We start from the raw sequence: 22,790 nt of genomic DNA on the forward strand, positions 1-22,790 counted from the left end.
ATGGCAAGAATGAAATTTTTCGTAGATACAAACAGATGTATCAGCTGCTTTGGATGCCAGGTCGCTTGCTCTTCGGCTCACGAGCTCCCGGTGGGGCTCTACCGCCGCAAGGTCATCACGCTAAACGACGGTATAGAGGGCAAGGAAGTATCGACTACGATAGCCTGCCAACACTGCACCGACGCTCCTTGCGAGCAGGTGTGCCCGGTGGATTGTTTTTACATCAGAGCCGACGGTATCGTGCTCCACGATAAAAACAAATGCATCGGCTGCGGATACTGCCTATATGCGTGTCCGTTCGGCGCGCCGCAGTTTCCTAGAGACGGAGCATTCGGCATCAAGGGCGCTATGGATAAGTGCACGATGTGTGCAGGAGGCCCTGAGGAGACGAACTCTCACGAGGAGCTTCATATGTACGGTCAAAACCGCATCTCAGAGGGCAAAGTCCCTATGTGCGCCGCCGTTTGCGCTACGAACGCGCTACTAGTAGGCGATGCCGCAGACGTGTCAAACGTATATCGCAAACGCGTTATGCTAAGACAAGCGGGCACTACTATCTAACTCAAATTCGGGGGCGACTCGCTCCCGAATTTTCTTTCAAATTTTACCTCTTAAATTTACTCAAATTTCAAAGTCGGATCAATCTGATAATCAAAAAATATAGCTTGTTGATAAGATTGATACTTGATATCCGTTTTTATTTTCGCTAAAGTTTTGAAATGGTAAAATAGCCGCATAAAACATATTTTATCGGAGTTTTTTATGAGCAAATTTTTAAAATTTATACTCGCGCTTTTTATCCCTTTTATGCTAAATGCAGCCGATACCGACTACGGCCCTGAGATACAGAGCATAAAAGATTCGTTCGTAAGCATTATGCAGCAGTATAAAGAGGGCAAGATCGACGAGGCAAAAACCACTACGCAAAATGCGTATTTTGGGCATTTCGAAAATATCGAAGCGGCAATCAGGGTAAATTTGGGGCAGAAAAAAGCCTACTCGATGGAGTCTAAATTCGGCAAAATCCGCAAAGCCATCATCGCTAAAAAATCCGTAGAAGAGATACAAGCGATAATGGACGAGCTAAACAAAGAGATGGATGAGGTTTTGCCCGTCATAAACACCGGTCACAAGCTAGTGGGCGAGTACTCCGATCCTAAAAACGCAGACGCCGCGCAGACCGCTAAGGCTACTGAGGCTAGCCAAACTACTGCGCAGCCTGCAAGCAGCACCGCTATCGAGCCGCACTGGCAGGTGGTTTATAACGATATAAAAACAGCTCTTAGCGCTGCGGCCGCGGCCTACGAAAAGGGCGATAAAGACGCAGCAAAACAGCAGATAAACAACAAAGCCAAATTTGAGCTATATCGCAACACGAAGTTAGAAGAGGCTATCCGTAGATTTATAGACGGCGGTCAGGGTATCGACGGCGACATCCAAAAACGCATGGGTTCGGCGATAATAGCGATAAACAACGATGTAGCCGCCGACGTACTAAAGTCAAATTTGGAAGAACTTGATGCGCTGATATACGAAAACGTCGCCAAGCTACCTATGGACTCGGGCTCGCTAGCTACCAACGTAGTTTTGCCTGATAGCGCCGAGGATGACGCGGCTACTGATTTTGCGCCCGTCGTTGCCAACATAAAGGTAAAAATCGCCGATGCGATCAAACTTTACGCCGCAAAAGACGTAGATAAAGCTATGAGCGATGCGCAGGATATTTACTTCGACGAGTTCGAAGGTAGCGGCATGGAAAATAAAGTAGGCGCGATAGACGTCGGTCTAAAAACTAAGATAGAAGGAAATTTCGGCGAAGTAGTCGCGCTGATGAAAGCGGGCGTGAGCGTCGAGAGACTCCAGCAAGCAGCCGATAATCTAGGTGCAAATTTAGACGCTGCGCTAGAAAAAACAAGCGGCAGCAGCTCGCCTTGGGCGCTATTTGTTTACGCGCTTACGGTCATACTGCGCGAGGGATTTGAGGCGCTTATCATCGTGGCGGCCGTCGTGGCGTATCTGCTAAAAACCGGCAACGAAAAGCGCATGAGTATCGTTTACAGCTCGCTTGGCGTAGCGGTCGTGCTAAGCTTTGTTATGGCGTGGATTATGAATTTGATATTTGCCGGCGCTGCAGGCCAAAAAAGAGAGGTGATGGAGGGCGCGGTAATGCTTATCGCCGTGGGACTGCTCTTTTACGTAGGTTTTTGGCTGCTTTCAAACGCAGGCGCGAAAAAATGGAGCAAATATATCCAAAGTCACGTCAGCGAGTCGATATCGGCTGGTTCTGCTAAGGCGCTTTGGTGGACGGTATTTTTAGCCGTATTTAGAGAGGGCGCGGAGACCGTGCTTTTCTATCAGGCGCTGATTTTCGACGCTAAAGATAGCGCAGGTTACTCGATGATAGCGCTGGGATTTGTAGTGGGGCTAGTCGTCTTGCTTGTTACTTACTACGTATTTAAAATTTTTGCTATCAAAATCCCGATCAAACCGTTTTTCTTGGTCACTTCGACGATCATCTTTTATATGTCGATCGTGTTTGTGGGCAAGGGACTTATGGAGTTCGTCGAGGGTAAAATTTTCGTTCCGACTAAGATCGAAGGCTTCCCTACTATCGAGTGGCTGGGCATTTATCCGTATTACGAGAGCTTGATACCGCAGGCTATCATGGTAGCGGCGCTAATCATCGGCGTGATCATAATGAAAAACAAGCAAGCCAAAGAGGCTTAAATTTGACGTTTCTAGCTTTCGCGGGTTGCCGCGAAGCTTAAAAATAAATTTACAAACCAATTAAAGGAGAGAACATGAACAAATTCGTTAAAACAGCTTTGGCATTCAGCCTTGCTGCTTCAGTTGCCCTAGCAGGCGAGTTTCCTATCGGCGATCCGGTAGAAATCAACGGTATGGAGATAGCTGCCGTTTATCTAGAGCCTATCGACATGGAGCCAAAGGGCATCGACCTAGCTCCTAGCAAAGCCGACATCCACCTAGAGGCCGACATACACGCTATCGAGGGAAACAAAAACGGTTTTGCGGCCGGCGAGTGGATTCCTTATCTAAAAGTTAATTACGAGCTAAAAAACCTAGATAACGGCAAAGTTAAAAAAGGTACGTTTATGCCTATGGTCGCTCAAGACGGTCCTCACTACGGAGCCAACCTAAAAATGGATACGGGCGTGGGCAACTACGAGCTAAAATTTCATATAGAAAATCCTGAAAAACAAGGCTTCGGTCGCCATGCGGATAAAGAAACCGGCGTAGGTAAATGGTTTGAGCCTTTCACTACGACTTATAAGTTCCAATATACCGGAGCGCCTGCTAAATAATTCGGGCTTAGAGCGGCTAAGCCCGCTCTAAATTTCACTTAAATTCTTAAATTTTAGGGCTGATCATGTCTATATATTTCGTCCAAGTTATCTCATCGTTACTGGGATTTGTCCTTTTTGCAGCGTTAAACAACGACAAAAAGATCCTAAAAGCGCTGTTTTTACCCTCGGTTTTGGGTATTGCTACAGGCATAGTCGTTTTTAAGATCGCTAGACTCGCGCTTCACGACGCCGGCGTGAAAATGGTGTTTGACGTGGCTACTTTGGTATTTTTGCTAGTTAGCGCGCTTTGGATTTTTATCAAATTTAACCCTGCAAAGATGATAACGTTTTTTGCTCTCGGTGCGGGCTACGGCCTCACGTACGCTCACGCTAGCGCGAATTTTCCGGTATTTGCCGGCGAGCTACTCGACACGCAGTCTATCATCAGCCTATTTTTGATGATATTTGCGTTTTTACTTTTACTGATTTTATTTTTCGTCGTTTCAAATTTAAAAGAGTGCCTATGCAAGCACGTCTTACGGACGTTTTCGCTTCTTTTACTTGCGGTTTTGATAGTGCAGGCTATTTCAAACACGGGACTTGAGTTTATGCGGGCGGGCATGATACCTACATATCCGTGGGCGCTCTCGCTCGTGGCTAAGGGCATTTACTATACGACATTTGCGCAGTATTTTTTTATCTTTTCGGTTTTGGTTTTGGCAGTTATAAATTTCAAAAAACGCCCGACTCCGCTCGTAAAATCGGTTGTGGGCTCAAATAAATTTAGATTTAACAACGCGGCTAGAAATTTCATGGCGGCAAACTCAAAAAGCAGCATAGCTATCGTCGTTACGGCTCTGATTTTCGGGCTTTACTACGATCTGCACGCATCTAAACCGCCTGAGATCTCTGATCCTATCGTCGTAGAACCCGTAAATAACGAGTTTAAATTTGACGTCGAAAAACTCGCCGACAATGAACTACACCGCTACGCCTACATAAACGACGAAGGTAGGGAGATAAGGTTTTTCCTCTTAAACCGCTTTTCAGACCGCGCTTCGCCGATCATCGTCTTTGACGCGTGCGCGATATGCGGTGACATGGGCTACGTCAAAAAAGGCGGCGATCTCATCTGCATCTCGTGTAACGTACGCATCTTTTTGCCGTCAGTCGGCAAAGAGGGCGGCTGCAACCCGATACCTATGCCGTTTGAATTTGACGGCAAATTTATAACCGTTACGCTCGACACCATCCAAAGCGGCGCGAACTACTTCTCAAAAGTCGTCGAAAAAACGGTGCTAGATCCGGTAAGCCGCAAAAAGGTAAGCAACATCGGCTCGAAATCTTATTTATACTACAACAGGACGTATTTCTTTGAAAACGAAAAAACTCAGGCGGAATTTGAAGCCAACCCTGAAAAATACGTCGATATAAACGGGACTTTAAAATGAAAAATATGCAACTAAGGCTCATAAAAAGCTCGATCACCGGCTCGAAGGTGCAAAAAGGAATGGCCTTTATCACCATACTTTTGGCGACGGTTTTGATCGCTTGTATGCTAAATATCACGCTAAAAATCGGCGATCAGATCGCTAGCGAGCTACGCGGCTACGGCTCAAACATCGTCGTCTTGCCAAAGGGCGAAGCGCTAGCTATCGAGATCGAGGGTAAAAATTTCACTCCGCTAAAATCGCAAAACTACCTAAACGAAGAGGATTTGCATAAGGTAAAGGAAATTTTTTGGCGAAATAACATCGTGGCGTTTGCTCCGTTTTTAAACGGCGAGGTAAAAGACGCTAGCGGCGAAAAATACCAAATCACTGGCACTTGGTTTGATAAATTTGCAAACGTGGCCGACGAGCCCGAGTTTAAAACGGGCGTTAAAACGCTATTTGGCTTTTGGGCGGTCGATGGCAAATGGATAGAAGATGACGATATGCAAAACGTACTCGTAGGCGAAAATTTAGCCGCGAAGCGAAATTTGAGCGTCGGCGGCGAGCTAAATTTAAACGGTCGTAGCGTAAAAATCGCGGGCGTGCTAAAAGGAGCCGGCGAAGAAAGCTATAAAATCGTAACCTCGCTAAAGCTCGCCCAGGAGCTTTTAGGCAAGCCCGGGCAGTACTCAAAAGCCGAGGTTTCAGCGATGACGATCCCAGAAAACGATCTATCCGTCAAGGCCAGGCGAAATCTAGACAATCTAGATAGCGCCGAGTACGATATGTGGTACTGCTCGGCCTACGTTAGCTCCATAGCCTATCAGATCGAGGAGAACTACGCGGGCGTAGCGGCCAAGGCGATGATGCAAGTAAGCGACGCCGAGAGTAACATCGTGAAAAAAATCCAAAGCCTAATGGGTATCGTTAGCATCATCGCGCTTGCGGTCTCCTCTATCGGCATTACATCGCTGATGACCAGCGAAATTTACAGGCGTAAAAAAGAGATCGGCCTGCTAAAAGCTATAGGTGCCAGCAACTTTGAAATTTATGCCCTTTTTGCGAGCGAAAGCCTAGTAGTGGCGTTTTTTGCGGGCATTTTGGGTGCGTTTTTGGGATATGCGCTTAGCTACATAATCGCTTACAGTATCTTTGGCTATGGCATCGGCATCGCTTGGATCGTGCTTCCGCTTAGTATCGCTTTTGCGCTTCTTATCTCGATCGCGGGCTCGCTCGTACCGATGAGAAGCGTCGTCAAACTATTGCCTGCGGAGGTGCTATATGATCGCAAATAAGGGCTTTTTTTACAACGTTATCTTTAAAAGTCTGCGCTTTGGCGCGGCTAGAGTCGGCGTCATCATCGTCTCTATCTTGCTTGGCGCGTGCGTGACGGCAGCGTTTGTAAACGTATATCTGGATATCGACTCAAAAGTAACCAAGGAGCTAAAAAGCTACGGCGCAAACGTGGTTTTCGCTCCGGCAGACCCCGTTAGTGACGCGATAGACGAGGCTAAATTTAACGAAAAGATCGCCAAAATCCCAAGCGACAAGCTAATCGGGCAGAGCGGATATCTTTTCACGCAGGTAAACATAGGCCCAACGACCGCGATCGCTATGGGTGTTAAATTTAGCGATCTAACGCGGGTTAAGCCGTTTTTAGAGGTTAAAGAGGGGCAAGGCATAACGCTTGATTTTGACGAGAGAAACGCACTAATCGGCACCGATCTAGCCAAACAAAGCGGATTTAAGGTTGGCGACACGATCGAAGTAAGGCAAATCGGCGCGAATGCGGGCGAAAAAGTAAAGATCCGCGGCATCGTGCAAGACGGCGACAAAGAGGACTCGCTACTCATCATCTCGCTGCCTCTGGCGCAAAAGATAGCAAACGAGCCAAATGCGTTAAACTATGCCGAGGCCGTAGTGACGGGCAAATTTGACTACATCAGCGAGCTTGGCAAGAGCCTTAGCGACGAGCAAATTTCGGTTAAACCCGTGGCTAAAATTTCAAAATCAGAGGGTCTGATTTTAGACAAAATTAAGCTTTTGATGGCGCTAGTTAGCTTTGTCATCTTGCTTATCACTTCAATGTGCGTAAACACGACTCTAAGCGCGATTTTATTTTCGCGTTCAAAGGAGATCGCGCTGCTTAGAGCACTTGGAGCTAGTAAGAAAAACGTGTTAAATTTGTTCGGCGTCGAGACCTTCGTCACGGCGCTTGCGGCGGCTTTGGCGGGTGCTATTTTAGGCTATGGTTTGGCGCAAATTTTAGGCTACGCGATTTTTGATTCGAGCATCGATTTTAGATTTATGAGTATACCGATAGCGATGGCTATCTCGCTCGTTTTTGCTGGCGTAGCCTCGATCTATCCGATCAAACGAGCGCTGGAAAACAAGATGGCCGATATTTTAAGAGGAGAATGATATGCAATACGCGATAAGATTAAACGGGATAGAAAAAAGATTTGGCGAAGTAAGGGCGCTAGAGGGCATCACATTTGACGTAAACGCCGGCGAGTGGGTTAGTATAATGGGCCCAAGCGGTAGCGGTAAAAGTACGCTGGTAAATATCCTCTCGCTGATGGACGTGCCAACCGCAGGTACGTACACGCTAGGCGGAGACGACGCTAGCAGACTTAGCGACGAGGAGACGCTCAAATTTCGCCGCGAAAAGATCGGGCTGATATTTCAGCAGTTTCACCTCATCCCATACTTAAACTGCGTGGAAAACGTGATGATAGCGCAGTACTATCACAGCAGCGTGGACGAAGAGGACGCTAAAAAGGCGCTCGAGCGCGTTGGACTGGGACATAGGCTAGATCACCGTCCGAGTCAGCTTAGCGGCGGCGAGCAGCAGCGTCTGTGCATCGCGCGCGCTCTCATCAACGATCCTGATATCTTGATAGCCGACGAGCCGACTGGTAACCTAGACGAAGCCAACGAACGCGTAGTTTTGGAGCTATTTCAAAAGCTGCGAAGCGAAGGCAAAACGATCCTACTCATCACGCACAACCCCGATCTTGGGCAGTTTGGCGACAAGATCGTCTATCTAAGGCACGGCAAGATGGAAAACATCCACTACGTGAGCGAGGGCGAGCGCGCGGAGGCATGCGAGAGGCTAGCAAGCGAGCCAAAGGGTCAAACCGCCTTTGCGACGGTTTAAATTTGGGAGAGTTATGATAAAAAAATATATACTTTTAGTTTTTGCGGCGGCGATGATAGCTGGCTGCGGAAATAGCGGCTTTGATAAACACCACATTAGCCTAAACTCGCCAAAGGGCGTCGATACGCACTATTTTCCCGAGGGCAGGCGGCTTAAAACGGACGGCAAGCCCTATATGCTCTTTTTCTTTGGCACATCCTGCGGCGCCTGCGTAGCGCAAGCTCCGATCGTAAATGAAATTTACTCCGAATTTAAGGACAAATTCGGCGTTTACGGGATATTTGGACCCAGCCTTGGCTTTGATAAAGATATCGATATGGTGAAGCAGCACCATATCGACTACGACGTGATTAGCGATAAAGTTTCGGTTGATTATTTTAGCAAGGCCGTAGGCGGCGTGATGGGCGTGCCTGCGATCTTCGTCTTTGACGGCGAGGGTAATCTCAAAAAGCGCTTCATCGGGCTCACTCCAAAAGCCACTCTTGAAAACGAGATCAAGCTGGTATTATAAATTTACTCAAACGTAAAGATTTAGTAGTAAAATATGCTTAAATTTGATCCTAAATTTGACCCGTCCGCGTTAAATTTGCGGCGGTCAAATTTGAGCTAGGAGACGCGAAATGAAACTAAAAATTTTCTCTATTTTGCTATTTGCGATTTTTTTCGTAGGTTGCGGCGAGCCCCGCACGCCCGAGCTTTACGCTAGAAGCACGATGCCGATTTTTATAACAAACGGCGACGTGAAAAAAGCCTCTCGCAGCGTCTATGTTTACTTTAAAAACTCCTGCGGCTACGCAAACACGCTAGAAAACACCGTGCGAAACAAGCTACTGCAAAACGGCTTTACGCAAAGCATGGATCAAAAGAGCGCCGATATCGTGATAATGGGCGATTTTGCGAGTTTGCAGCGCTTTGAGCGACGCGAACGTCCGCGCGCGTACATGAGCATGGGTTACGGCTGGGGCGGCTACGGATACAGGCGTAGCATGGGATTTGGCATGCTTTTTGGCGATCCGTTTGACGATGATTTTTACGACAGGACGGATTACTATCTTTATAGAGCCTACATCAGCGTGATGATCCGCGCAAACGGTGGCGAGCAAAGGACAAATCTCGAGATCGAAAGCGGCCAGAATCTTTATTCGCCAAGTTATATAATCCCGTATATAGAGGAAAAGGCGGCGACGCAGATACTCGGTTTCTTTTATCCTTAACGGCTTGTCTTTTTCCTTTATACTTCGTTGGAAACTCGGTCGGCTTCGGTCACGGACGACTAGTCCGCTCCCTCGCTTCCGTCGTTTCTGCCTCGTCTAAAGAAAAAATACTTCGCCTTATCGTTTTACGTTCAAATTTGGAGTCAAATTTGTAAATTTCGGCTTCAAATTTTACTTACCGAGACCCGCATCTTGAAAATGCTAATTCAAGTTTTTAAATTTGACGTATCGATTCAGGCTGTCTTTTTTCATAATTAAATTTTAAGCGCCGGAACTAAGATTAAATTTGACATGAGTCTAGGTACCTAAAATTTACGTTTATCAAATTTAACTTTGCCAACGTCAAATTTGTCGCCGTCTACAAACAAAACCGCGCGAAATTTATAAATTTTATCTTAACGAAAATCAAGAAATACTCAAATATTTTTTTATATAATTATGATACAAAAAATCAAAATTATCATAAAGGATACTAAATGAGATTAGCTATCAGTCTGGCTGCGGCTACGACGGCGCTATTTGCAAACGGCGCAAATCCCGATGTCATAAAGCCAATAAAGGATTTTACGCCTCCGCCGCCATATACGCCAAATGTCGCTCAAAGCGCGTTTCCCGAAAATCAATTCGACCGCGCGCCAAGGGATGATTATTTTTTCGTGACGGATTTGCTCGATAATTCTATGGATAAATTTCACGTCGCGGGCGGATTTTACGGCAGGACGTTTTACGGTTCGGGACTTTTTAAGTACCGCGGCGCAAATTTCTATACGATTTTAAACGCAAATTTCTCTAAAGCCAACCGCTACAAAGACGGCGGCGGCAGAGAGTGGAACTACGGCTACGCCAGGCAGGGACAAAGCGCAGTCGTGGGTTTTGTGCCTAGCGAGCTAAGCGAGTTTAGATTTACGCTCGTACACGACAACATCGACGACGACAAGCAGCCTCACCATCTCATGGACGCCGTTAAAACCGAGCGATACGTCGGTAAATTTAACGCTCGCATCGGCGCGGAAGATCTATCAAATACGCTAAATTTCGAGCTGATGCTGCGCGATGTGAGCAGAAACGCCGACAACTACCGCCTAAGAAGCGCGGCGCAGACGGTAAAGGTCGAGATAGATAGAAAAATCGTAGACGCCGAGCTAAAATACGACGCGGATTTTGGTGGCTTTCATAATCTAGCCGGCATCAGCTATCAGCATGATAATCACGAAGGCAAAAGATACGTAAGGCAGCCTAGCGGCTGGGTTTTTAACGGATATAGGTTTGCCGACGTGACAAACAAGCGAACGAGGATTTTTGATACGTTAAGCTATAAATTTAACGACTTTCACAAGCTTAGTTTAGCTCTAAACTACGACTGGATGAGGTCGAATTTAAAGGGATTAAACGAGCCTTATTTTGCGCCCGCCGCACCGCTTCGGACGGTCAAGGGGCTTGTTCGCAATGTTTACGGATATGATTTTGACGGTAGCGTCAAACAAGACGGCCTAAGCGCAAGCCTAAAATACGATTTTACGCCAAACGAGCTGGATAGCTACTACGCGGCGCTTGAGAGCTTGCAGCGCATACCCGGCAACATGGAGCGATTTAACACGCTTTACGGTCCGATGGATAACGGCTGGGTGAGCAACCCGCTGCTAAAGCCCGAGCGTCACAACCGCGTAAATTTGGGCTTTACTTACAAGAGCGAATTTTATAAAGATTACTTAAGTTCGCGCCAGGGCGAGGATAGCTTTAGCGTGGGCGGGCACTTTATTGCAGACGACGCGCAGGATCTGGTTATCTACGATCGCCGCCATGCCGCTTCATCCACGCCGCCAATAAACAGAAACGCCGTCATCACGCGCAATGTCGACGCTAGGATTTACAGCGTAAATTTGCGTGGCGAGTATAACTTCGCGCGAAATTTCGGGCTAAAAACATCGTTATTTTACAACTACGGACAAAACAAAACCGACGGCAGACCGCTCTATCAAATTCGCCCGTTTGAAGCAAATTTGGCCTTTGACTACAAAGACTACGCGAGCTTTGGCAGCTACAATATCGGCACTGCGGTGCGCTACGTAGCAAAGCAAAACAGGGGTGATTTTGATAAATCCACCGGCTTTGGCATCGACAAGCGCGAAGCCGCAAAGAGCTTTACGACGATGGACGTTTACGGCGGATTTGAGTTTAAAAACAGCTGGGGCGTGAGGCTTGGCGTGACAAATATCTTTGATAAAAATTATGCCGAGTTTATCAGCGGCGAGCACGTAGGTGCGCTAGATCCTGCGGTGGTGCATGCGCCGGGGAGGGTGGTGTTTGTTAGCTTCCACTCTAGTTTTTAAAATTTGAGTAGCGGCTTGTCTTTTTGCTCTATACTTCGTTGCTTTTAAATTTGGCTCGGTCATTACCTATATGGTAACTCCCGTCGCCAAATTTAAAAGCGCCTCGTCTAGAGCAAAAATACTTCGCCTTATTTTTTTGATTCAAATTTGAGGTCAAATTTGCAAATTCGGGTCGCCGAGACCCGCATCTTGAAAATGTAAATTTAAAATTTGCAGTGCGGTAGCGCCAAATTTAGCCTATACGCAGCGCGGCATCTTCTCGCGTCGCAGGGCTAGTATGCTGCAAAAAGTTGGATTTTAAAAATTTGAGTATTCAAATTTAATGCTCAAATTTAACAACCCAAATCAGCAAAAAAACAAAATTTAGATCAAGATTTTTGATTTAAATCTTGGGTATAATTATCAAAAATTGGTTGAGGTAAAGTCAAATTTGCCTCGAGTAAATTTAGCATTTTTACGATGCGGGTCTCGGTGAGTAAAATTTGACGATCAAATTTAACATTCAAATTTGATCGTCAATTTTGACGCCTGGGGGCGATCCACAAAGCGAAGCGAAATAAAATTTAAAATCTTAATACAAGGAGAAAGCTATGAACAGACGAGGATTTTTAGGACTTGGCGCGGCGCTAGGCGCTACTGCTTTTGCGCCAAATTTGCTTGCTAAAGAGAGATTTGACGTGTGGGGGATGCCTGCGATCCCTAGCACCATGCTAGCCGTGGCGAGCTTGCAAGGCGAGCTAACCAAAACCCACGACATAAAGCTAAGGATCTGGAACAGCCCCGATCAGCTGCGAGCCGGCGTGGCTAGCGGCGAGATGAAACTAACCGCGGCGCCTAGCAACGTGGGCGTAAATTTGGCTAATCAGGGCATGAATTTTGGCCTACTAAACATCATGACCAACGGCCTTCAAAACATCCTCGTTAAAGACCCTAGTATCAAAAGCATCGAGGATCTAGTCGGCAAAAAGCTAATCATGCCGTTTAAAAACGATATGCCAGACCTCGTGCTACGCGCCATCTGCAAAAAACGAGGCATAGATATCTCTAAAATCGAGATCAACTACGTCCAAACTCCGCCAGAAGCCATAGGGCTGTTTTTGCAAAAGGATTTCGACGCGGCCCTATCGATCGAGCCGATGAGCTCGGCTGCGATACTGCGTGGTAAAAAAATGGGCGTGGACGTGCGCGTGGGCTTTGAGCTGCCCGAGGTTTGGGGCGAGAGCTTCGGCATCAAGCCATATATCCCGCAGGCCGGACTCATCGTCGATCTAGACTACTATAACGCAAACAGGGAGGTTTTTGAGATATTTCATAAAGACATGCAAAATGCTCTAAAATGGATCCTAGAAAACAAACAAAGCGCGGCGCAAATCGGCGCGCAGTATCTGCCGGCTCCGGAGCCTGCACTGGCAAACGCGTTTGAGCGTTCAAATTTGACCGTGACAAAGGCTAAGGATTTGACGGACGAGCTTATGAGCTTTTTTGAAGTTCTTTTTGAGCTAAACCCTAAGCTTTTGGGCGGCAAAATGCCTGATAAGAGCCTGTTTTTATGATACTCGTCGATAACGTCAAAAAAGACCGCGGCGCGTTTTTAAAGGTCGCAGACTACCTTTGGGGCGGATTTAGCGGTCTTGCGACGATAGCGCTTATCATCGCGCTTTGGCAGATCGGCAGCGAGCTGGGAGGCGAGTTTTTACTCCCGGCTCCGCAGGCTGTTTTCGTGCGGGCGTACGAGCTTTTGGCGGATTATAAAAACAGCGAGATAAACATCACTCTCGTGCGCTCGCTAGTGGGAGTCGGTACAGCCTGTGCCATCGGTATCACGCTGGGACTGGTTGCCGGCGCGTATAAAAGCTTTGCCGCGTTTTTAAAGCCGGTTATCACGACGCTGCTTTCTATGCCGCCTATTATTTGGATCGTTTTAGCTATATTTTGGTTCGGGTTTGGAAACGCGAGCACCATCTTTACGATCATTATCACGGTTTTGCCGCTAACCTTTGCTAGCTCGATGGTCGGCATGATGAGCGTTAGCGAGGAGCTAAAGGAGATGTTTGACGCCTATAAACTGGGCATTTGCAAAAAAATTCGCCACCTTTACGTTCCGCACCTAACTAGCCACATCATCAGCTCTCTAAGCGTCGCCGTAGGTATGGGTGTAAAGATCGTCATTATGGGCGAGCTGCTAGGCGCGAACGACGGTATGGGCGCCAAGATCGCAAACGCGCGCGTGATGCTAGATACCACCGAGGTGATGGCCTACGTCGTGCTTACTATCGCTATCATTATGCTTTTTGAGTACCTGGTTATCGAGCCGCTAAAGATCACGCTAATGCCGTGGAAAAGGTAGTTGGCTATGCTGGAACTTCAAAATTTAGAATACGAAATTTTACGCGACAAGGTCGTGCGTGATTTTAGTCTAAAGGTCGGCGCGGGCGAAGTAGTGACGCTATTTGGCGCGAGCGGCTGCGGTAAAACTACGATCCTGCGCCTGATCTCGGGTCTCATCGATCCGCGCAAAGGCAAAATAATCAATAAATTTAACAAAACGACCTATCTCTTTCAGGAAAATCGCCTGCTGGAGTGGAAAAATGCGCTCGAAAACGTGCTGCTTGTTATGGACGAGCCCGATGAAAAGGCTGTGCTAGAGCTCTTTGCTAGACTTGGGCTAACAGAGAAAGACGCGCTAAAGTACCCTGACGAGCTAAGCGGCGGTATGCGTCAAAGGGTTGCTTTCGTGCGGGCGATCGTGACAAAGCCTGATTTGCTGCTGATGGACGAGCCGTTTTCGGGGCTTGATTACGATATGAAGGAAATTTTAATCGACATCGTCACGCGCCGCGTCGAGGAAGGCATGAGCGTCGTGCTTGTGACTCACGATAGGATGGAGGCCGCACGCATGTCTAGTAAAATTTGCTTTTTAGCGAGCAAGGGCGCGGTGATAGAGCGCGAGCTGGAGCTTGACCGCGCCTTTTCGCAGCGGGATTTTGCCTACGCTAACGGCGTGATAGACGAAAATTTTAAAGGAAAAATTTATTATGATTAACGACTTTTTCACTCATCCGATGAGAATTTTTTTCCTTACGAGCGCGGTTTGCGCGGTGCTAGGCGGAGCGATATTTTTTACGCCCGTAGATTTCGTTAGCTGGCATAAATTTATCTTTTTGCATCTTGTTGCGGCGCTTGCGTACGCGGGATTTTTGCTAACGGGACTAACTGATTGGACTAATTTTGGCGGAGGGCTTAAAAAGCACGCCTGCGCTATGTTTTCGTTTTTTGCAGCGAGTTTTATTAGCGCGTTTTTTAGCCTGTTTGCGGCGCACTTTTTTATGGCGCTTTTTTGGGCGTATCTGGCTGGGCTTTGCGTTTATATGATCTGGCTTGATAGAAACGACGATCAGTTAGGTGTTTTAGCATTTTTACTCGGAATTCTTGGCTTTGAGATTTACTATCTGCTTAGCGGTGAGGAGAAGTTTTTAAATTTACAAATTCACCTGCACGTTATCGCGATTTTGCTCGTATCTTTTCGCGTTAGCGTGGTGCTTGGCAAAGAGGCGCTAAACCGCGAGTCAGGCATGCAAGACGCGGCCTTTGTGCCAAATTTTGTTTATAAAAACATCGCGATCGTTAGCGTTTGCGCGTTTTTGTTAGCGAGCGTGTTTTTTGAAGGCAGCAAGGCTGTAAATTTCGCCGCGATAGCCTGCGGTAGCGCGATTTTAGCCAAGCTAAAAGAGTGGCACTATAAGGAGCTTTTGCGCCATAGCTTCGTGATTTATTACTACTTGATGCAGCTTTTACTGGCGGCGGCTTATGTCGGTTATGGTGCGAGCGGGATTTTGGGGCTTGGGCTGGAGACAAATATGCTGCACGTCATCGCGCTAAACGGCATTATTTTTAGCATTATGCTTATCTTTAATATCGCCGGCCTGCGCCACAGCGGGCAGGAGCTTGAGTTTTTGCGCCTGAGCAAGATCGCCTTTGCGTTAGTTATCGCCGCCGGCATTTGCAGGGGCTTTTTGGCTTACGTTTGGAGTGGATTTTATATCCATCTGCCTGCGACGCTTATCGCCGTAGCGTTTGCGCTTTGGTTTATCGACTTTTATAAAATTTTCAGAGATAACGAGTTTAGCGACGATCCGGAGTAGGCTAATCTAGCGTCCTTTTATACCTAGCGAGCGATATGGCCGTGCTAACGCATAAAAACGCCAAAATCGCGGCTAGATCGTAGTAAAAATCGCTAAGCTGGGCGCTTTTTAGCCATACGCCTCTAATGATACGCAAAAAATGAGTCAGCGGAAAGCACTCGCCGATAAACCGCGCCCACGCGGGCATCCCGTAAAAAGGAAACATAAACCCCGACAGCAGCATCGAAGGTAAAAAGAAAAAATAAGTCATCTGCATCGCTTGCAGCTGGCTGCGAGCTAGCGTGCTAAATGTAAATCCCACGCCCAAATTTGCAAGCATCAGCAAGGTGCAAGCCGTAAAAAGCGCAGCCCAGTCGCCGATAGGCGGCAACCCGAAAAGCAGTCTAGCTATAAGCAAAAGCGCGCCAACTTGCAGATAGGCTATGAGTAGGTAGGGTAAAATTTTGCCTATCATCACCTCGGCCGGACGCAAAGGAGCGGCTAGGAGATTTTCCATCGTACCGCGCTCAAACTCCCTCGTCACCGAGATGCTCGTTAGCAGGATCGTCGTTAGCGTGAGCAAGATGCCCATGAGCCCCGGGATGATCTGATAGCGCGTGAGTAGCTCCGGGTTGTAGCGGGAGTGCGCGCGTAGTTCAAATTCCGCCCTAGGCTGCGCGTAGCCGGGCTTATCTCTAGCTAGAGCTTGCTCAAATGCCGTTTGCAGCGCGGCCGCGGCGCCCGAGTTTGCCGAGGGATCGGTGGCGTCGGTGGCGATTAAAATTTTAGGCGTTTGGCCTCGCATAAGGTCGCGTTCTAAATTTGGCGGAAAATATATAATAAACTGCGCCTCGCCGCTTTGCATCATGGCTTCGGCTCTATCCGCGTCCGCGCCGACGTGTTTGACGTCGAAAAACTCCGTGTTTTTCATCGCGCTAACTAGCGAGCGGGTGAGCTTGCCGCCGCTATCAGCGATCACTACGGCTGAGGGCAGGTGGCGCGGGTTGTTGTTTATCGCATAACCAAAAAGCAACATCAGCATCAGCGGCATCGCGATGATCATCGCTAGCGTCGCGCGGTCTCTTAAAATTTGACGAAATTCCTTAACGACCATCGCCGCAGTGCGCGAAAACGAGATAAATTTCATCGCCGCTCCTAAAATCGCTCGTCTTTATGAAGCTCTAGCAGGTGGATGAAAACATCCTCTAGGCTCGCTTTTATCGGTCTTAGGCTTAGCTCGTTTCGCGGTATTTCTAGGCCTTTGACCTCTTCTTGTAGCGCGGCCACGTCTTTTGCTGTTACGTGATAGCCGTTGCCGAAAGCCGAAACGCTAAGCGCGGCGTTTGAGGCTAGCAGCGACGCCGCTTCACCCGCTCTATCTCCGCTTAGCTGCCAGACGTTTAGATCGTAGCCGGCGATGATATCTGACTGCGTGCCGCGGGCTAGGATCTTGCCGTAGGCGATATATATGAGCTCGTGGCAGCGCTCGGCCTCGTCCATGTAGTGCGTGGAGACTAACACGGTGATGCCGTCCTGGGCTAGCTCGTGGATGATATCCCAAAATTCGCGCCTAGCCTTTGGATCTACGCCAGCCGTGGGCTCGTCGAGCAAAAGTAGCTCCGGGCCATGTACGAGGCACATCGCAAGCGCCAGCCGCTGTTTCCAGCCGCCCGATAAACTGCCCGCTAGGTGATTTTGACGCGGGGCGAGGTCTAGGCGGTCTAGGATTTGATTTACGGCGGCTTTTTGGTTTTTGACCGCAAAAAGCCTAGCGATAAATTCCAAATTTTCCCTCACGCTAAGGTCGTCGTACCAGCCGAATTTTTGCGTCATATAGCCAGTTTTTAGGCGTATGGCTTCGCTTTGGCTGCGGAAATCATACCCCAGACAGCTGCCGCTACCGCCGTCTGGCTTTAAAAGGCCGCAAAGCATGCGTATCGTGGTCGTCTTGCCGCTGCCGTTTGGCCCTAAAAATCCGCACACGCTACCCTTTTTGACCCTGATGTCGACGCCGTTCGTGATAATCTTTTTGCCGAATTTTTTGGTGAGGCCTCTAATGTCGATGGCATAGTCGCCGCTCTGCGGTTTGGGGCTCAAATTTGGAGTCAAATTTGAGCTTTGGCTTGCGATTAAATTTGCTGCGTTTGTCAAATTTAAGGGCAAATTTGCGCTGTTAAATTTCGCTTTTAACTCGTTTGCTAAATTTGACCCGCTCAAATTTGAAATTTTCCCAGCCGATGGCGGAGCTTTGTCTATGCCGTAAATTTTGCCGCCGCGTGCGTTTAAATTTTGCCCGAGCCAAATTTCGTCTAAATTTGGACGCCGAATTTGAGCGGAGATATTTTGCGCGTTCACGGCTCTAGCCTCGCTTTTATCGGTAGCGACGGGTGCAAGGCGGTTACGTTGTTTTCGGGCACGGCTTCGACTAGATAGACCAGCGTGCTTTGCGAAGTTTGGTTGTAGATGACGGGCGGGGCGTACTCGGGAGCGGACGCGATCTTTACGATACGAGCGGTAAAATCCGCGCATCCCTCGCAGCTAATGCGCGCTTTTTGCCCCTCGCGCAGGCTAGGCAGCGCGCCTGCCGGTACGAAAAACCTGATCTTGACCTCGCTCGGCGGCAGTAGAGATAGCACGGGCTGCGAGCTTTGGACGAACTCGCCCGTTTTATAAAATATATCCTCGACGAGTCCGGATCTCGGCGCCAAGACAGCGGTTTGCTCTAGTCTCCACTGCGCGGCGCGCTCTTGCGCTTTGGCCGCTTGTATTTTTGCTTTTAGGCTTGTTATTTGTTCGCTTCTAGCGGGCAAATTTGCGACCTTCAGCGCGGCGTTTAGCTCGCTAACTAGGGCGTTTGCGCGGTTAAACTCCGCCTTTGCGGCGTCAAATTCTTTTTGCGAAACAGCGTGTTTAGTTAGCAGCGACTTTGCGCGCTCGTAGTTAGCCTCCGCGATCCAAAGCGCGGCCTTGGCTTGTTTTAGCTCGGCATCTATCCGCTCGATCTCCTCGGGGCGCTTGCCAGTGCTAAGGTCGGCCAGTTCGGCTTCTAGGGCGCTCACGTTAGCCTTTGCGGCGTCTAAATTCGCTAACGCTTCGGCGCTATCAAGCACAAAAAGCGGCTCGCCCTCTTTAACGGCGGCGCCCTCTTTGACGCTCAAATTTACGATCCGTCCGCTAACGCTAGGCGCCACGTAAATATAATCGCCCTCGACGTAGCCGTTAAAAAACGCACTCCCCTTCTCATCCGCGCAGCCTACAAAAATCAGGATAAAAAAGGCAAAAAACGCGTAAAATTTGCTCAAATTTAAACCCATTTCGCCTCCTTGAAGCCGCTATTTCATTAGCATTATACCCCGCTTAGTTAAATTTGACTACATTTTAGGATTCCGAGCGGTATCCGAAAAGGAAATATTATCGGCGTGTAGGCTTCGTATAGTGCGGTAGAAGCGGCGGTTTTTTATCTCTTTTTAGGAAAGATCAATTTAAATTTGGAGCAAATTAGTGCGGCAATTTAGTATTTTTCGCGCTTTAAATTTCTTAGATGTGTTTTATAAGTACTGCAAAAACGGTATTACTAATAAAAAAGGATAAAAAATATCCAATTTAAGCTTTCTTTGAAGAGCAAGATTATATAATTCCCATTTTAACGATAGTAGTTATTAATATTAAATATTGAGGAGAGGAAATGAAAAAAATCATTTCAGGTGCGCTAGCCACGTCACTGCTGGCTGCTTCGGCATTTGCTTTTAGTGTAGATGGCAACCCTAGCGTAAAATTCGTTGGTTATAAGTTAGCTAACAAAACAGCCGTCGAGGGTACGTTTAAAGATCTTGGCTTTAAAAGCGCGGAAAACGCAAATTTTGCTGATTTTCTAAAAACTTTGAGTTTAACATCGATCCTAAAAATATCGATACAAAGTTGCCCGATCGCGACAAACGTATCGGTATGATCTTTGACGGCAACGCAATAACAGCTAAAATCGTATCCGTAAGCGGCGACGAAAAAGCGGGCGAAGCTGAAGTCGAAGTTAGCGTAAAAGGAAACTCAAAGTCTTACAAAACGCAGTATACGGTGGAAGATGGTAAACTAAAGGCTAAAATCGGCATTGATTTGTTGGCTGATTTGAAACTCAATGAGACATTTGAAAAATACGCGGCTTCAGCCAAGCCTTTTCATGGTGGCAAAAGCTATCCGGATGTAGAAATCTCACTCGAAGCTAAAATAAAATAATCCTTAAATTCGGCGCTTAAAGATCTGCTTGCGCCGAATTCTCTACTTTATTATTATTTTTTATTCTGTAATGCCGAAAAATCGATAACTTAAGATATAATGAGCCGTAAAATTTAATTAAGGCGAAAAAATGACGACGAAAGAAAATAAAAAAGGGGCGGTAAGCGCGCTATTTTTGGCGGTCGCGCTATTTGCGGCGGGATGCGCGGGGTATTTTTATTACGGCATAGGCGGGACGGGCGTTTTTACGATGGTCGTTGCCGTGATCTGCGCCGTTTTTTGCGTGAAAAAGATATTTCAAGTTAGCTTTTTAAGCATCGATGACGACGGATTTTTAGTACAAAAGGGCGGCAAGAATGCCAAATTTTACTTTAAAGATATCGAAGAAATCGGTGTTCGCATGGTAGACGCTAAACGCAAAATCGACGTTTTAAACGTGAGATTTAAAAGAGGCAAACTAGACCGCGACGCCGCTGATGGCCTCATACAGCCTATCGGCGACGACGATGCCGTGATATACGACAAATACGAGCTTTCAAAGCACGAAGTTTTTAAAATTTTAAAGCAGAAATTTGAGGCGCTGAACGCGCAAAAAAGCGAAAATAAGAAAAAGTAAAATTTGGCTCTGTCCGTCGGCGTCAAATTTGGTTTTTGGCTTTGGCGACCGAAAAACTGAATAAATTTAAATATAAGATTATGAGGCGAAATTTCTACTTCGCTTCGCTTGTAGCCGCAAGTGGAATATTTTTAAGCATAATCTAGGCAAGCAGCCTGCTGAATTAAATTTGAATGCAATTAAAGATAAGGCGCAGTATTTTTCGCTTAGACAAGGCGAAATTCGATTTTTAAGCGGAGCGTATATGCTATACGTGAGCATTAAAAATCGAATTTCAACGAAGTATAAGTAGAAAAAGACAAGCCTAATAAGTCTAAATTTTAAACTTCATACCTCTCGCCGGGTTTCATTTCAATTATCTCCCACGGCAAGCCCTGTTTGTTTAGCTCGTCCATGAAAGGTTTAGCGTCGAAATTCTCCATATTAAAGACGCCTTTTCCGCTCCAGATGCCCTTTGCGACCATCATCGAGCCGATCATCGCAGGCACGCCAGTCGTGTAGCTCACCGCCTGCGCGCCCGTCTCGGCGTAGCAAGCCTCATGATCGCAGACGTTGTAGATATAGACCTGGCGCTCTTTGCCGTCTTTTAGACCGCGTATCACGCAACCGATGTTTGTTTTGCCTTTCGTGCGAGGGCCGAGGCTCGCAGGATCAGGCAAAAGCGTCTTTAAAAACTGGATCGGCACGATCTTTACGCCATTGTGCTCAACCTCGTCGATACGTAGCATGCCGACGTTTTCTAGGCATTTCATGTGAGTTAGGTAGCTCTGTCCGAATGTCATGAAAAAGCGGATCCGCTTTAGTCCTTTGATGTTTTTTACTAAGCTTTCAAGCTCCTCGTGATAGAGCAGGTAGCTATCTTTGACGCCGACTTTTGGGTAGTCCCATTTAAACATTATCTGCATCGGCTCGGTCTCTTTCCACTCGCCGCGCTCCCAGTAGCGCCCTTTTGCGCTCACTTCACGTAAATTTATCTCTGGGTTGAAATTCGTCGCAAACGGATATCCGTGATCGCCCGCGTTGCAGTCTAGGATGTCGATCTCGTGGATCTCGTCAAAGAGATTTTGCTGTGCATAGGCGCAAAATACGTTCGTCACGCCCGGGTCAAAGCCGCTTCCCAGTAGCGCCATAGTGTTTGCGGCTTTAAACTCGCCGTCCTTCGCCCACTGCAGCTTGTATTCAAATTTCGCGGTGTCCGGGTGCTCGTAGTTTGCGGTGTCGATGTATGGGATGCCGGCGCGAGAGCACGCGTCCATGAGAGTTAAGTCTTGATAGGGCAGCGCCACATTTAAAAGCAAATCGGCGCCCGTTTTTTTGATGAGCGCGACTACGGCATCGGTATCGTCCGCGTCGATCTGGGCGGTGTCAATTTGCACACCTAGGCGGTCTTTGATAAATTTAGCGATCGCGTCGCACTTGCTTTTTGTGCGGCTTGCAAGGGTGATCTTGCTAAAAACGTCCGCGTTCATCGCGCATTTTACGGTCGCGACTTGGCTCACGCCGCCCGCGCCTATGATTAAGATATTTGACATTTTGGCTCCTTTAAATTTTAGTGATTTTATCCAAAGCTTATATAAAATTTGCTTTTAGTAGTTACAATAGCGCGAAATTTTAAAGGAATTTTATGCGTAAAATTTTAATTTTTCTGCTTCCGATTTGGCTGTTTGGGATGAGTTGCGAAGAGGCGATGCAGCGCAGCATAGATGAGTTTATAAAGCCTGATCGCGATGCCACCGCTACGTCGATAGTGGGCGAAAAAGCCGCTCAAATTTGCCTGGCTGAGTACGGCGAAGTGCATGAAAACACTATAATGGCGCTAAATAACGCAGGCGCATTTTTTATGCTAGCGAGTGAGCCGCAAAAGGCGCTCGCAGCCTACGAACGGTCGCTAAAAATTTTACAAAAAGGGTTCGGCAAAGAGCACAAAGCACTAGCAAAGCCCTATCACGGCGTAGCTATCGCACAGTCGGCATTAGGGAGATACGATGAAGCGATAGCGAATTTCGGCGCGGCGATCAGATGCTATGAGCTAGGCGGCGAGAAGATGCAAAAAGATCTGATGAGCTGCTACGCGGGGTTTGGCGATACGCTCTATAAAATGGGCGATTTTAACGGCGCATACGTAAAACACGCCGTCGCGTTTAGAATTTACGAAGAGGTTTTCGGCGCTGATAGCGTAAATTTGCTGCAAGCCAAGTATTATGCGCTGATGGCGGGAGATCTGGCGGGTCTTGGCAATAAAACGGAGGCTCTGCAAAACTACGAAAAAGCCCTTAAAGTCGCGAATAAAATTTTAGAAAAAAACGGCGACAAGCATGCAAAAAGCCTAAAAGCAGAGGTGGAGGCAAAGATAAAAGAGTTGTAAATTTAGCGATTAAATC

22 protein-coding genes are annotated in these 22,790 nt (G+C 47.4%); 18 read left to right on the top strand and 4 right to left on the bottom strand.

Annotated features, from left to right (window positions below; genetic code table 11):
* The 14 genes from fdh3B (at position 1) to EE116_RS03415 (ending at position 15,584) form a co-directional block, all read left to right on the top strand.
* Complete coding sequence (gene fdh3B, locus EE116_RS03350; RefSeq protein WP_002948963.1) at positions 1 to 561, top strand: formate dehydrogenase FDH3 subunit beta; 561 nt, start codon at positions 1 to 3, stop codon at positions 559 to 561.
* 201 nt (positions 562 to 762) lie between these two features.
* On the top strand, positions 763 to 2,727 hold the full coding sequence (locus EE116_RS03355; RefSeq protein WP_122873223.1) for an FTR1 family iron permease: 1,965 nt from the start codon (positions 763 to 765) through the stop codon (positions 2,725 to 2,727).
* Positions 2,728 to 2,801: 74 nt separating this feature from the next.
* Positions 2,802 to 3,323, top strand: a complete 522-nt coding sequence (locus tag EE116_RS03360) for an iron transporter (protein WP_122873224.1) — start codon at positions 2,802 to 2,804, stop codon at positions 3,321 to 3,323.
* Positions 3,324 to 3,388: 65 nt separating this feature from the next.
* On the top strand, positions 3,389 to 4,756 hold the full coding sequence (locus tag EE116_RS03365; RefSeq protein ID WP_122873225.1) for a Fe-S-containing protein: 1,368 nt from the start codon (positions 3,389 to 3,391) through the stop codon (positions 4,754 to 4,756).
* A complete protein-coding gene (locus EE116_RS03370) occupies positions 4,753 to 6,033 on the top strand; it encodes an ABC transporter permease (RefSeq protein ID WP_122873226.1) in 1,281 nt (426 codons plus the stop codon). The genes EE116_RS03365 and EE116_RS03370 overlap by 4 nt, the downstream gene beginning before the upstream one ends.
* A complete protein-coding gene (locus tag EE116_RS03375; protein ID WP_122873227.1) occupies positions 6,020 to 7,159 on the top strand; it encodes an ABC transporter permease in 1,140 nt (379 codons plus the stop codon). The genes EE116_RS03370 and EE116_RS03375 overlap by 14 nt, the downstream gene beginning before the upstream one ends.
* Position 7,160: 1 nt before the next feature.
* Positions 7,161 to 7,898, top strand: coding sequence for an ABC transporter ATP-binding protein (locus tag EE116_RS03380; RefSeq protein ID WP_122873228.1), 738 nt, complete (start codon positions 7,161 to 7,163; stop codon positions 7,896 to 7,898).
* A 13-nt stretch (positions 7,899 to 7,911) separates the two neighbouring features.
* The gene (locus EE116_RS03385) at positions 7,912 to 8,409 is read left to right on the top strand and encodes a TlpA family protein disulfide reductase (RefSeq protein ID WP_122873229.1); all 498 of its coding nucleotides are present in this window, start codon (positions 7,912 to 7,914) and stop codon (positions 8,407 to 8,409) included.
* A gap of 109 nt (positions 8,410 to 8,518) precedes the next feature.
* Entirely contained in the window at positions 8,519 to 9,112 is a 594-nt protein-coding gene (locus tag EE116_RS03390) for a hypothetical protein (RefSeq protein ID WP_122873230.1), read from the top strand.
* 476 nt (positions 9,113 to 9,588) lie between these two features.
* On the top strand, positions 9,589 to 11,442 hold the full coding sequence (locus tag EE116_RS03395) for a TonB-dependent receptor domain-containing protein (RefSeq protein WP_122873231.1): 1,854 nt from the start codon (positions 9,589 to 9,591) through the stop codon (positions 11,440 to 11,442).
* 590 nt (positions 11,443 to 12,032) lie between these two features.
* Positions 12,033 to 12,995 carry an ABC transporter substrate-binding protein gene (locus tag EE116_RS03400; protein WP_122873232.1) on the top strand — a complete coding sequence of 321 codons (963 nt, stop codon included), beginning with the start codon at positions 12,033 to 12,035 and terminating at the stop codon, positions 12,993 to 12,995.
* A complete protein-coding gene (locus EE116_RS03405; RefSeq protein WP_122873233.1) occupies positions 12,992 to 13,789 on the top strand; it encodes an ABC transporter permease in 798 nt (265 codons plus the stop codon). The genes EE116_RS03400 and EE116_RS03405 overlap by 4 nt, the downstream gene beginning before the upstream one ends.
* A gap of 6 nt (positions 13,790 to 13,795) precedes the next feature.
* Positions 13,796 to 14,485: an ABC transporter ATP-binding protein gene (locus tag EE116_RS03410; RefSeq protein WP_122873234.1), complete on the top strand. Its 690-nt coding sequence runs from the start codon at positions 13,796 to 13,798 to the stop codon at positions 14,483 to 14,485.
* Positions 14,478 to 15,584, top strand: coding sequence for an NnrS family protein (locus EE116_RS03415; protein WP_122873235.1), 1,107 nt, complete (start codon positions 14,478 to 14,480; stop codon positions 15,582 to 15,584). Before EE116_RS03410 ends, EE116_RS03415 begins: the two co-directional genes overlap by 8 nt.
* Position 15,585: 1 nt before the next feature.
* On the opposite strand, the gene EE116_RS03420 is transcribed toward EE116_RS03415, so the two are convergent.
* Genes EE116_RS03420 through EE116_RS03430 form a run of 3 tightly spaced genes read right to left on the bottom strand, consistent with a single transcriptional unit; the run spans position 15,586 to position 18,877 of the window.
* On the bottom strand, positions 15,586 to 16,710 hold the full coding sequence (locus tag EE116_RS03420; protein ID WP_122873236.1) for an ABC transporter permease: 1,125 nt from the start codon (positions 16,708 to 16,710) through the stop codon (positions 15,586 to 15,588).
* 8 nt (positions 16,711 to 16,718) lie between these two features.
* Entirely contained in the window at positions 16,719 to 17,918 is a 1,200-nt protein-coding gene (locus tag EE116_RS03425) for an ABC transporter ATP-binding protein (RefSeq protein ID WP_206159234.1), read from the bottom strand.
* Positions 17,915 to 18,877 (bottom strand): HlyD family secretion protein, encoded by a 963-nt coding sequence (locus EE116_RS03430; protein WP_122873237.1) that lies wholly within the window; start codon positions 18,875 to 18,877, stop codon positions 17,915 to 17,917. The genes EE116_RS03425 and EE116_RS03430 overlap by 4 nt, the downstream gene beginning before the upstream one ends.
* 371 nt (positions 18,878 to 19,248) lie before the next feature.
* Here EE116_RS03430 and EE116_RS12570 point away from each other — a divergent pair, with 371 nt between their 5' ends.
* The 3 genes from EE116_RS12570 (at position 19,249) to EE116_RS03440 (ending at position 20,409) form a co-directional block, all read left to right on the top strand.
* Positions 19,249 to 19,512, top strand: coding sequence for a hypothetical protein (locus EE116_RS12570; protein WP_206159235.1), 264 nt, complete (start codon positions 19,249 to 19,251; stop codon positions 19,510 to 19,512).
* Positions 19,482 to 19,793: a hypothetical protein gene (locus EE116_RS12575; RefSeq protein ID WP_206159236.1), complete on the top strand. Its 312-nt coding sequence runs from the start codon at positions 19,482 to 19,484 to the stop codon at positions 19,791 to 19,793. The genes EE116_RS12570 and EE116_RS12575 overlap by 31 nt, the downstream gene beginning before the upstream one ends.
* Before the next feature lie 130 nt (positions 19,794 to 19,923).
* Positions 19,924 to 20,409: a molybdate transport repressor gene (locus EE116_RS03440; protein ID WP_122873238.1), complete on the top strand. Its 486-nt coding sequence runs from the start codon at positions 19,924 to 19,926 to the stop codon at positions 20,407 to 20,409.
* Positions 20,410 to 20,729: 320 nt separating this feature from the next.
* On the opposite strand, the gene EE116_RS03445 is transcribed toward EE116_RS03440, so the two are convergent.
* Positions 20,730 to 21,941 (bottom strand): saccharopine dehydrogenase family protein, encoded by a 1,212-nt coding sequence (locus tag EE116_RS03445; protein WP_122873239.1) that lies wholly within the window; start codon positions 21,939 to 21,941, stop codon positions 20,730 to 20,732.
* Between the two features lie 92 nt (positions 21,942 to 22,033).
* Between EE116_RS03445 and EE116_RS03450 the strand changes: the two genes are divergently transcribed.
* Positions 22,034 to 22,774 carry a tetratricopeptide repeat protein gene (locus EE116_RS03450; protein WP_241091622.1) on the top strand — a complete coding sequence of 247 codons (741 nt, stop codon included), beginning with the start codon at positions 22,034 to 22,036 and terminating at the stop codon, positions 22,772 to 22,774.
* Positions 22,775 to 22,790: the final 16 nt, after the last annotated feature.

Source organism: Campylobacter showae, assembly GCF_900573985.1.
GTDB lineage: Bacteria > Campylobacterota > Campylobacteria > Campylobacterales > Campylobacteraceae > Campylobacter_A > Campylobacter_A showae_E.